The organism is Stenotrophomonas sp. P5_B8, from assembly GCF_054049855.1.
Window position 1 is genome coordinate 1 of the sequence record NZ_JBFULO010000107.1, and the last position, 11,026, is coordinate 11,026.

Here is an 11,026-nt window from a genome sequence, read left to right on the forward strand (position 1 = left end):
GTCATGGCGGTTCCAGTCGCACGATCAGGGGAAGTCTTCAACGGATCGGATACACCGCCATGACCGCGCAGCCCAGGTAGTTGCGCGGGTTGCTCTGGCGGCGGAGATCGCCGGGCATGGCCTGGCTGGCCATCATGCGGTCGCCAGGATTGCCGCAGATCAGACCGTTGCCGAAGCCGGAGCGGAATGAAATCTCCGGCGCGTTGCTGACCTCCGGGCAGTACGTGCCCAGTTCCACGCGGTAATAGCGGTTGCCGCCGGAGCGCTTGGGGTTGGTTTCGACCTTGATGCCCTTGGGATCTTCGGACCAGCTGCGCAGGGCGCGCGTGCTGAAACAGTAGGCCGGCGAGGCGCCGAAGCGGCTGCGGGTTTCCGAGGTCGCCGCCACCTGCACGGTGGGCAACGTTTTCAGCGTGCGCGCGTCGCTCAGCTTGGCCTGCGCGGCGAACTCGCGCGCGTCGATGCGCGCCACCGAGGCAATAGGGCAAAGACGCCCATCGACGCGTACCCGTTCATCGGGACCGCCACAGGCCCAGCCCGAAGGCGCTTCCAGCACCGCTTCGGCGGCATCGTCCACGCCGGGGCAGGCAGATTGGAAGCGCACGCGCCACGGCTGGTAGTCGGCGGCCAGCACGGTCACGCTGTCGGCGTCGGTCTGGTTCATGTCGCGCAGGCCGCGCGCATCCAGGCAGCCGGGGCCGGGCGCAATCCGGGTCGGTTCGCGTGGGGCGACGGCCGCGGCGGTCAAGGGGAGGCAGGTGAGCGCGAGGCCCAGCAGGACGAAGCAGCGCATCCGGGCAGGGCGGGGCATTCCAGGCGACGTCACAGTGTGCATTCCATGCGGACAGGACCGGCCGACTATATCAGCCGGGGACGGCCGCCCCGCTGGATTGCGTCACGCCTGGCGCGCGCGCAGACTGATCGCTCCCACGGTTCACGCGCGTCCTGTCTGCCCACGTCCATGCCTGCTGCCGCCTTCAACCTGCGTCGCTACGGTCGCGCGTCCAGTGTGGACCGACATGATTTCGCCCAATGGGTGCTGCCGGTGGATGGCGAACTGGCCTTCGAACTGGACGGGCGCGGTGCGCGGCTGGACAGGTGGCAGGGTGCGTTCGTGGCGCCGTCGGCCGGGCATGCGCAGTCCGCGTCGGCCGATGACCGGTTCCTGATCGTTGATTGTCCGGTCAAACTGCTGGACGAAGACACCCTGCAACGGCTGGACGAGCACCCGGTGCTGGCGCTGCCGACCGAGGTGCGCGCGATGGTCCAACGGGTCAGTGCGGGCTTGCCGCCGCGGATCGATKGCGCCGTGGTGGCGCGCGAATTGCCGCTGCTGCTGGACGCGTTTTCGCTGGCGGGCAGTGCGACGCGGCTGCAGGCTGTGTGCGCGCGCATCGAACAGTCGCCAGGGCAGGCCTGGCCGGTGGAGCGGATCGCGGCCGCGGTCGGGGTCAGCAGTAGTCGCGTGCATGCGCTGTTCCGCGCGGCATTGGATATGCCCCCGCTGGCATGGTTGAGCGCGTGCCGGTTGCGCTGCGCGCGCCGCCACCTGGCTGGAAGCACGCTGTCCATCGCCAGCATCGCCCAGCAGGCCGGTTACTCCGAGCAGAGCGCACTGACCCGTGCACTGCGTCGTGAGTGGGGGATGACCCCGGCCGAGTACCGGCGGCGCCACCGGCAGTAGCCTGGGTCAAGATCGACGGCGCGCGCGTGCCTACACTGGCGCACTCCTCCAGCAATGACCCGCACGCGCAGATGAATCGATCCATGGGAGTTGGCATCGCCAACGGAATCGCCGCCGGTGCGCTGTGGGGCGTGGTGTTCCTGGCCCCGGCGATGCTGAGCCACTTCAGCGCGGTGCAGTTGTCGGCCGGGCGTTACCTGGTGTATGGGCTGATCGCGGTGGTGTTGCTGGCGCCGCGCTGGCGGCAGCTGCGCACGCGGATCGGCGCGGCCGAATGGCGCGGCCTGCTGTGGCTGAGCCTGGCCGGCAACCTGGTGTATTTCGTGCTGCTGGCCAATGCGGTGCAGTGGGCCGGCGGCGCGGCCGCCTCGCTGATCGTGGGGCTGATCCYGGTGGTGGTGACGCTGGCCGGCGTGCGTGAGCAAGGCGCGGTGCCGTTGCGACGGTTGGCGCCGGCACTGCTGCTGTGCCTGCTCGGCGTCGGGCTGGTCGGTTACGAGGCGCTGCAGGCCGAGCACGCCGGCGGTTCGACCGGGCAGCGTGCGCTGGGGCTGCTGTGCGCGGTCGGCGCGCTGCTGTCCTGGGCGGTGTACTCGATCGGCAACAGCCGCTGGCTGGCGCGGCGCCCGGATATCTCCGGACACGACTGGTCGTTGCTGACCGGGGTGGCCACCGGCGGGCTGGCGTTGCTGCTGGTGCCCAGCGCGTTCGCGCTGCAGGACACCCCGCATGTCACGGTCGACTGGGGCTGGTTCTGGCTGATCAGCGCCGGGGTGGCGGTGGTGGCCTCGGTACTGGGCAATGCATGCTGGAACCGCGCCAGCCGCAACCTGCCGCTGACCCTGACCGGGCAGATGATCGTGTTCGAAACGCTGTTCGCGCTGCTGTACGGCTTTGCCTGGCAGCACCGCCTGCCGACCGCGATGGAAACCGTGGCGATCGTCTGCCTGATCGCCGGCGTGCTGATGTGTGCGCACGCACATCGCCCACCCCGCGCGATTGCCGAGCACGCGGGATGAGCGTTTGGGCCAAGGGCATTGCGCCAGCTGGATGGTCTCATTCGCAACTTGTTTGCCGACGTTACCGGCATGTTGCGCGCGTGGATTTTTTGCACTGCAACACTTGACAAGTCCCCCGCCGGCGTTGTTTTCTTGACCCATGGTCTCCCTCGCCGCCACCGCCCAGCCGTGCATCGCCGCCCTTGCGGTCGATCGAGCCGTGGCCGACCGGAGCACCGGTACCACCACCATTACCACCGTCACCACTCGCCCGGTGCGGCCCGTCGTCTTCGCGTAATTTCCGAAAACAACGGCCCCGCACCCGGAACAGGTTGCGGGGGAGCGCCTTCAACCTGACCCGACGCGGGGCCTCGAATCGAGGTCTACATGTCTTCCGTCGCCGTCCTGCCTGCTGTTGCTGATCCTGCCGCCCCGGTCCTGCGGGCAGCCACCTCCACGGTCGTGCACAAGTTCGGCGGCACCTCGGTGGCCGACGCCGAGCGCTACCGCCATGTCGCCCAGCTGCTGCTGGCGCGCGACGAAGCGGTGCAGGTCACCGTGGTCTCGGCGATGAAGGGCGTCACCGATGCGCTGATCGCGCTGGCCGGCCTGGCGGCCGACGATGCGCCGCACTGGCGCGACCACTGGCATGCGCTGCGTGCGCGGCACCGCGGCGCGGCAGTCGCGTTGCTGGGCGAACAGGCCGGGCCGACGGTGGAATGGTTCGATGCGCGCTTTGACCACCTGGCCGAAGTGCTGGGCGCGCTGGCGGTGATCGGCGAGTTGCCGGTGGAAGTGCTGGACCGCGTGCAGGGGCTGGGCGAGGTGTATTCGGCGCAGCTGCTCGGCCAGTACCTGCAGACCCTGGGCGAAGACTGCGCGGTGCTGGATGCGCGCGATGTGCTGGTGGTGGACCGTGGCGAGCTGGGCGTGGACGTGGACTGGGTGCAGAGCGCGCAGCGGCTGGCGACCTGGCGGCAGGCGCATCCGGGCCCGCGCGTGGTGGCCACCGGCTTCGTGGCGCGCGATCGCCGCGACCGCATCACCACCCTGGGCCGCAACGGCAGCGATTACTCCGGTGCGATCTTTGCCGCGTTGTTCGATGCCGACGAGCTGCATATCTGGACCGACGTGGACGGCGTGCTGTCGGCCGACCCGCGGGTGGTGCCCGAAGCGGTGCAGCTGGATGCGCTCAGCTACGACGAGGCCTGCGAGCTGGCCTACTTCGGGGCGAAGGTGGTGCATCCGCAGACGATGTCGCCAGCGATCGAACGCGGCCTGCCGATCATCATCCGCAACACTTTCCGGCCCGACCATCCGGGCACCCGGATCACCGCCGAGCGCACCGTGTCCGGTCCGATCAAGGGCCTCACGCTCAGCCCTGACCTGGCCGTGCTGAACCTGGAAGGCACCGGCCTGATCGGCGTGCCGGGTACCGCCGAGCGCGTGTTCGCCGCGCTGCGCAACGCGCAGGTGTCGGTGGTGATGATCTCGCAGGGGTCTTCCGAGCATTCGATCTGCTGCGTGGTCCGGCAGGCCGAATCGGCGCGTGCGCGCACTGCGCTGTTGCAGGCCTTCGCGCATGAGCTGGCGTTGGGCCAGGTGCAGCGCGTGCAGCTCACCGACAACGTCAGCGTGTTGGCGGCGGTGGGCGATGGCATGGCCGGGCAGCCGGGCGTGGCCGCGCGCCTGTTCGAATCGCTGGGCCGCGCCCAGGTCAATATCCTGGCGATCGCGCAGGGCTCGTCCGAGCGCAACATCTCGGTGGCCGTGGACAGCCGCCATGCGACCAAGGCGCTGCGCGCCGCACACGCCGGTTTCTGGTTGTCGCCGCAGACCTTCTCGGTCGGCGTGATCGGCCCGGGCAACGTCGGGGCGGCCCTGCTCGATCAGCTGCAGGCGGCACAGACCCAGTTGCTGGGCCGGGCCAACGTGGACCTGCGGCTGCGCGCGGTGGCCTCGCGCAGCCGCATGCTGCTCGACCAGCGCGGTGTGCACGGCGACTGGCGTGCGGCCCTGGCCGGCCCGGGCGTACCCACCGACCTGGACGTGTTCACCGAGCACCTGCTGTCGGCGCACCTGCCGCACGCCCTGATCATCGATTGCAGCGGCAGTGCCGATGTTGCCGATCGCTATGCCGGGTGGCTGGCAGCGGGCATCCATGTGGTCACCCCGAACAAACAGGCCGGTGCCGGTCCGCTGCCGCGCTACCACGCGATCCGCGAGGCGGCCGCCGCCAGTGGCGCGCGCTTCCGTTACGAGGCCACCGTTGGTGCCGGGCTGCCGGTGATCACCACGCTGCGCGACCTGGTCGATACCGGCGACGAAGTGCTGGCCATCGACGGCATTTTCTCGGGCACGCTGGCGTGGCTGTTCAACAAATACGACGGCCAGGTACCGTTTTCGCAGCTGGTCGCGCAGGCGCGGGGCATGGGCTACACCGAGCCGGACCCGCGCGACGACCTGTCCGGCGTGGACGTGGCGCGCAAGCTGGTGATCCTGGCCCGGGAGGCCGGGCGCGAGTTGAGCCTGGAGCAGGTGCAGGTGGAAAGCCTGGTGCCCGAGGTGCTGCGTCAGGCGAGCGTCGAGGAGTTCATGGGCGGCTTGGACGCGGTGGACGCGCTGTTCGCCGAGCGGCTCGCCCAAGCCCGTGCGCGCGGGGCGGTGCTGCGCTACGTGGCGCGGCTGTCGGCTGACGGTGCGCAGGTGGGATTGGTGGAATTGCCGGCCGCCCACGCCTTCGCCACTCTGCGCCTGACCGACAACGTGGTGCAGTTCACCACCCGGCGCTACTGCGACAACCCGCTGGTGGTGCAGGGCCCCGGTGCCGGGCCGGAGGTGACCGCCGCCGGCGTGTTCGCCGATGTGCTGCGGGTAGCGGTCGGCGAAGGGGCACGCCTGTGAGTGCAGGTGACAGTGCCCGTGCGTTTTCGCCGGCGTCGGTAGGCAATGCGGCGGTGGGCTTCGACATCCTTGGGCATGCCATCGCCGGAGTCGGCGATACGGTCAGCGTGCGTCGCATCGCCACGCCCGAGGTGCGCATCGTGGCGATCCGTGGCACCCCGTTCGCGCTGCCGCTCAACGCCGCCGACAACACGGCCGGTGCGGCACTGATCGCGCTGCGCGAGGCGCTGGCGCTGCCGTTCGGCTTCGAGGTGGAGATCGACAAGGGCATCGCGCTCGGCTCGGGCATGGGCGGCTCGGCGGCATCGTGCGTGGCCGCGCTGGTGGCGGCCAACGCGCTGCTGGACGCCCCGTTGTCGCGGCAGGCGCTGTATCCGTTCGCGCTGACCGGCGAGGCGGTGGCCAGTGGCGGCCGGCATGGCGACAACGTCGGGCCGATGCTGCTCGGGGGGCTTGTGCTGAGCACGGCCGAGCGGCTGGTACCGATTCCCGTGCCGGACGCCTGGCACAGCCTGCTGGTACATCCCGATGCGGTGCTGGAAACCCGCCGTGCACGCGCCGCGCTGCAGGGCAGTTATGCGCTGGGCGAGTTCGTGCAGCAGAGCGCCAACCTGGCGCTGGTACTGAGCGGATGCTTCAACGCCGATGCATCGCTGGTCCGCGCCGGGCTGCGCGATGTGCTGGTCGAGCCGCGCCGTGCCGGGCTGATTGCCGGCTTCCCTGCAGCACGTGATGCCGCGCTGGCTGCCGGTGCGATGGGTGCCAGCATTTCCGGTGCCGGCCCCAGCGTATTTGCCTGGTTCGAGCATCGCGACGCGGCGCTGGCCGCACAGGCGGCGGTGCAGCAGGCCTTCGCCGAGGCCGGTTTCGACAGCCAGGGCTGGGTGTCGCCGTTGAACGCCCCCGGCGCGCAGTTGCTGTGAGCCGCGTGTTTCCCCTTTTTCTCCAGGACCGCCGATGAACTTTGTCTCCACCCGCCACAACGCGCCTGTCGCGACCCTGAGCCAAGCCATCGCCGCCGGGCTTGCCCCGGATGGCGGACTTTACGTGCCAGCGCAGCGACCACAGGCGCAGGCATGGCGCGCGCATGGCACGCTGGCGCAGGATGCCGCAGCGGTGCTCGCCGCCTATTTCGAGGGCGACCGGTTGGCCCCGCAGCTGGACCGGCTGTGCGCGCAGGCATTCGATTTTCCCGCGCCGCTGCGCCCGCTGAGTACGCCGGGCGATCATGTGCTGGAGCTGTTCCATGGCCCCACCGCCGCGTTCAAGGATTTCGGTGCGCGCTTCCTTGCCGCCAGCCTGGCCCAGCTACAGCAGGAGCGCGCGCAGCCGCTGACGATCGTGGTCGCCACCTCCGGCGATACCGGTGCGGCGGTGGCGGCTGCCTTCCACCGTCAGCCGGGCATCCGCGTGGTGGTGCTGTATCCCGACGGGCGCGTGTCACCCCGGCAGGCTCACCAGTTGGGCTGTTTCGGCGACAACATCCACACCCTGCGCGTGGCCGGCGCCTTCGATGACTGCCAGGCGATGGTCAAGCAGGCCTTGGGCGATCGCACCTTGCAGGCGCAGGTGCCGCTGAGTTCGGCCAACAGCATCAGCCTGGGCCGTTGGCTGCCGCAGATGAGCTACTACGCGCATGCAGCGCTGCAGCATCACGTGGCCACCGGGCAGGTGCTCAATCTGGTGGTGCCGACCGGCAACCTGGGCAATGCGATGGCGGCGGTGCTGGCGCGGTCRATGGGGCTGCCGCTGGGGCGGATCGCGCTGGCGACCAATGCCAACGACGTGCTGCCACGGTTCTTCCATGGCGGCCCCTACCAGCCGGCCACCAGCGTGGCGACCGTGGCCAACGCGATGGACGTGGGTGCACCGAGCAACTTCGAACGGCTGCGCTGGTTGTACGCCGACGACGATGCCGCGCTGCGTGCCGATTTCCGTGTCGAGGCCGTCGACGATGCGGCGATCCGCGACCTCATCGCGCGGCGCTGGGCGCAGGCCGGCGAACTGTTCTGCCCGCATACCGCCACCGCCATGGTGCTGCTGGAGCAGCTGCGCAKCGAAGGCGTGCAGGGCGATTGGGCGGTGGCCGCCACCGCGCACCCGGCCAAGTTCGAATCGGTGGTGGAACCGCTGATCGGCCAGGCGCTGGACGTGCCCCCGGCGCTGGCCGACCTGCTCCAGCGCCCGGCACACGCCGAACCCTGTGCACCGGATTACCCAGCGCTGCGCGAGGTCCTCCTCAATCTACGGTAGTGCCGAGCCACGCTCGGCAGGCGGGCAGCCGCCCCTGGATCAACGGTAGTGCCGAGCCATGCTCGGCAGGCTCTCGCCCGAACCCCTCCACCCGCGCCACAACGCGGCCACCGCCTCACTCCGCGCCGGAAAGCCTCTGCAGTCCCGCTTCGTCAAGAATCTCCACGGTGTTCAGATGCGGCAGGGCGATCAGGCCCTGCTGGCGCAGCTTGGTGAACGTACGGCTCACCGTTTCCATGGTCAGGCCGAGGTGGTCGGCGATGTCGCCGCGCCCCATCGGCAGCGTCACCCGCAGACCGTCCGCGCCCAGCATGGCTTCGCGCGCGGCCAGCCGCAGCAGGAAATCGGCCAGCTTTTCGGCCGGCTGCAGGCGGGCCAGCGACAGCGCGGCATCCTGGGCGTCATCCAGCGCCTGGCACGCGCGCTGCAGCAGCTTGCGTTCCAGATGCGGAAAACGCTGCCRCAGGTCTTTCATCTGCGGCAGCGCGACGCGGCAGACACGGCTGTCGGCGATCGCTTCGATGTCGTAGCGGTGGCTGTCGCTGCCGGTCAGGCCCAGGTAGTCGCCCGGCAGCACGAAACCGCTGATCTGGCGGCGGCCGTCGGCAAGGGTGCGGACCAGGCGCAACGCGCCGGCAGTCAACGTATAGACATGTTGGCGTGCCTCACCGGCGCGGGCCAGCGTGGCGCCCAGCGGCAATGCCTGCGACACGGTTACCCGCTCCAACGCCTGCCCCTCGTCCGGGGACAGTGCCGAACACACCGCCAGGTGGCGCACCGAGCAGTGCAGGCAGTCGCGCAGCGGCGCGCAGCCCGGGCTGGCGGGATCTTCAACGGCGGAAAGCGCGGTACCGGAGTGGGGCCGGGTCATGTCGAACCAGGGAGCGGGGCCTGCTTATGATACGTCATGCGGCCGCAGGCCCGGGCCGGAGCGATGGATGCAGGCCCGCCGGTTCGGCTGCGGCTAGAATATGCACCTCGCTCATCCCCCCGATTCGCAGGAGTTCCGCAAGTGATCAAGCCCCGTACGCCGCCCGGCATCATGGAATTGCTGCCACGCGAGCAGATCGCGTTCCAGCGCATGCTGGACGTCATCCGCCGCAATTACGAGCGGTTCGGGTTCCTGCCGGTGGAGACCCCGGTGTTCGAGCTGTCCGACGTACTGCTGACCAAGTCCGGCGGCGAGACCGAGCGGCAGGTGTATTTCGTGCAGTCCACCGGTGCGCTGGCCAATGCCGCCGACGCGGGCGACAAGGCGTTGCCCGAGCTGGCCCTGCGCTTCGACCTGACCGTGCCGCTGGCCCGTTACGTGGCCGAACACGAACACGACCTGACCTTCCCGTTCCGCCGTTACCAGATGCAGCGCGTGTACCGCGGCGAGCGCGCCCAGCGTGGCCGTTTCCGCGAGTTCTACCAGTGCGACATCGATGTGATCGGCAAGGACACGCTGAGCACGCGGTACGACGCCGAGGTGCTGGCGGTGATCCACGCGGTGTTCGCCGAACTGCGCATCGGCGATTTCTCGGTGCAGTTGAACAACCGCAAGCTGCTGCGCGGCTTCTTCGAAAGCCTGGGCGTGGCCGACGGCGAACGTCAGCTGGCGGTGCTGCGTGAAGTGGACAAGCTGGACAAGCGCGGCGCCGATTACGTGCGCGAGACGCTGGTGGGCGAGGGCTTCGAGATTCCCGCCGAGCAGGTGGAGCGCATCCTGGCGTTCGTCGCGGTGCGTTCGAGCAGCCACGCCGACGCGCTGGCGCAGTTGGACGCGCTGCTGGCCGACCCGGCCGCCAGCGACACGCTGAAGGTGGGCGTGGCCGAGCTGCGTGAAGTGCTGGAGCTGGTCAAGGCGCTGGGCGTGCCGGAAACCGCGTACTGCCTGAATTTCTCCATCGCCCGTGGCCTGGATTACTACACCGGCACCGTTTATGAGACCACGTTGACCGACCACCCACAGATCGGCTCGATCTGCTCGGGCGGCCGTTACGAAGACCTGGCCAGCCATTACAGCAAGTCCAAGCTGCCGGGCGTGGGCATCTCCATCGGCCTGACCCGCCTGTTCTGGCAGCTGCGCGAGGCCGGTCTCATTGCCGGTATCGAAGACAGCAGCGTGCATGCGCTGGTCGCGCTGATGGACGACGTCAGCCTGCCGCAGTCGCTGGATATCGCCCGTCGCCTGCGCGTGGGCGGCATCAACGCCGAAGTGCAGATGGAGCCGAAGAAGATCGGCAAGCAGTTCCAGTACGCCGCCAAGGCGGGCATCCGCTTCGTGGTGCTGGCCGGTGAGGACGAGCTGGCGCGTGGCGTGGTGGCGGTGAAGGACCTGCTGCGCGAGCAGCAGTTCGAGGTGTCGCGCGACGAATTGGCCAGCACCCTGCAGGTGGAGCTGGAACAGGCCAAGGTCATGCCGTGAAGCGGGTAGTGGCAGGGGCGCTGTTGCTGCTCCTGCTCTGCGCCTGCCGGAGCGATCCGGCGCTGCACAGCGATCGGATCGCTCCGGGACATTACCGGTTGGTGGTTGATCGCTGTCATGTGATCGACCAGCGCCAGCTTGAGCAGGACCTGCGCACGTTGGCCGGCAAGCAGTGTCCAGACGGGGCAGGGGCGCTGGAGGCCGTGCAGCCGATCCCGAGCCGCCAGGGCACCCTGTTGGGGGAGTGCCTGCGCAGCGGGGCCTTGCGCGCCGAGGTGCGTTGCAAGGCGCGATAGCGTCTTGGGTTGCTTTGCTGGCGCCCGCCTGCCGCCCTCCCTTTTTGCTGTGCAGCCGACCATGGGTCGGCTCTACCACGACCGCCCCCCCGACGCCCGCGACCGCGGGCGTTTTTCGTTTTCAGCGACTGAACGGGCCCCACTGTGGGCCGTAGGGCGGTTTGACCCAGTGGCGGCACTTGCGCTAATGTAATAGCACGCTATTACATTGATACGAKGAAACTACGTCCCGTACCCCGCGAGAAAGACGCCCAGGCCGATCTGGCCTCGCTGGCGCGTGCGTTTGCCGCGCTGTCCGACCCGGAGGCGGTTACTGCCTTCCTGCGCGACCTGTGCACCCCGGCCGAGCTGGAGGCGCTGTCCGACCGCTGGAAGGTGGTGCCGCTGCTGCAGCAGGGCGTGCCGTATCGCGAAATCCATGAATTGACCGGTGTGAGCGTGACCACCACCGGGCGCGTGGCGCGCTCGCTGGACCATGGCC

General features: G+C 69.3%; 10 protein-coding genes. 8 read left to right on the plus strand and 2 right to left on the minus strand.

Annotated elements, in window-relative coordinates; genetic code table 11:
* Window positions 1-37: 37 nt before the first annotated feature.
* Window positions 38-811: a DUF6491 family protein gene (locus ACXJKH_RS08300; protein WP_457319070.1), complete on the minus strand. Its 774-nt coding sequence runs from the start codon at window positions 809-811 to the stop codon at window positions 38-40.
* 150 nt (window positions 812-961) lie between these two features.
* Between ACXJKH_RS08300 and ACXJKH_RS08305 the strand changes: the two genes are divergently transcribed.
* The 5 genes from ACXJKH_RS08305 to thrC all read left to right on the plus strand — a co-directional run bounded on the left by ACXJKH_RS08305 (window position 962) and on the right by thrC (window position 7,839).
* Window positions 962-1,684, plus strand: coding sequence for an AraC family transcriptional regulator (locus tag ACXJKH_RS08305; RefSeq protein WP_457319071.1), 723 nt, complete (start codon window positions 962-964; stop codon window positions 1,682-1,684).
* A 71-nt stretch (window positions 1,685-1,755) separates the two neighbouring features.
* On the plus strand, window positions 1,756-2,703 hold the full coding sequence (locus ACXJKH_RS08310) for a DMT family transporter (RefSeq protein WP_457319072.1): 948 nt from the start codon (window positions 1,756-1,758) through the stop codon (window positions 2,701-2,703).
* A 366-nt stretch (window positions 2,704-3,069) separates the two neighbouring features.
* Window positions 3,070-5,586: a bifunctional aspartate kinase/homoserine dehydrogenase I gene (gene thrA, locus ACXJKH_RS08315; RefSeq protein WP_457319073.1), complete on the plus strand. Its 2,517-nt coding sequence runs from the start codon at window positions 3,070-3,072 to the stop codon at window positions 5,584-5,586.
* Window positions 5,583-6,509 carry a homoserine kinase gene (locus ACXJKH_RS08320; RefSeq protein ID WP_256773903.1) on the plus strand — a complete coding sequence of 309 codons (927 nt, stop codon included), beginning with the start codon at window positions 5,583-5,585 and terminating at the stop codon, window positions 6,507-6,509. The genes thrA and ACXJKH_RS08320 overlap by 4 nt, the downstream gene beginning before the upstream one ends.
* Window positions 6,510-6,543: 34 nt before the next feature.
* Window positions 6,544-7,839, plus strand: coding sequence for a threonine synthase (gene thrC, locus ACXJKH_RS08325; RefSeq protein WP_457319074.1), 1,296 nt, complete (start codon window positions 6,544-6,546; stop codon window positions 7,837-7,839).
* 115 nt (window positions 7,840-7,954) lie between these two features.
* On the opposite strand, the gene ACXJKH_RS08330 is transcribed toward thrC, so the two are convergent.
* A complete protein-coding gene (locus tag ACXJKH_RS08330) occupies window positions 7,955-8,710 on the minus strand; it encodes a Crp/Fnr family transcriptional regulator (protein WP_457319075.1) in 756 nt (251 codons plus the stop codon).
* A 141-nt stretch (window positions 8,711-8,851) separates the two neighbouring features.
* On the opposite strand from ACXJKH_RS08330, the gene hisS reads away from it, so the two are divergent.
* From hisS to ACXJKH_RS08345, 3 genes are all read left to right on the plus strand, one after another.
* The gene (gene hisS, locus ACXJKH_RS08335) at window positions 8,852-10,249 is read left to right on the plus strand and encodes a histidine--tRNA ligase (RefSeq protein WP_457319076.1); all 1,398 of its coding nucleotides are present in this window, start codon (window positions 8,852-8,854) and stop codon (window positions 10,247-10,249) included.
* Window positions 10,246-10,545: a hypothetical protein gene (locus tag ACXJKH_RS08340; RefSeq protein ID WP_457319077.1), complete on the plus strand. Its 300-nt coding sequence runs from the start codon at window positions 10,246-10,248 to the stop codon at window positions 10,543-10,545. Before hisS ends, ACXJKH_RS08340 begins: the two co-directional genes overlap by 4 nt.
* A gap of 207 nt (window positions 10,546-10,752) precedes the next feature.
* Window positions 10,753-11,026, plus strand: a 274-nt coding sequence (locus ACXJKH_RS08345; RefSeq protein ID WP_457319078.1) for a YerC/YecD family TrpR-related protein, incomplete at its 3' end; no start/stop codon positions are given.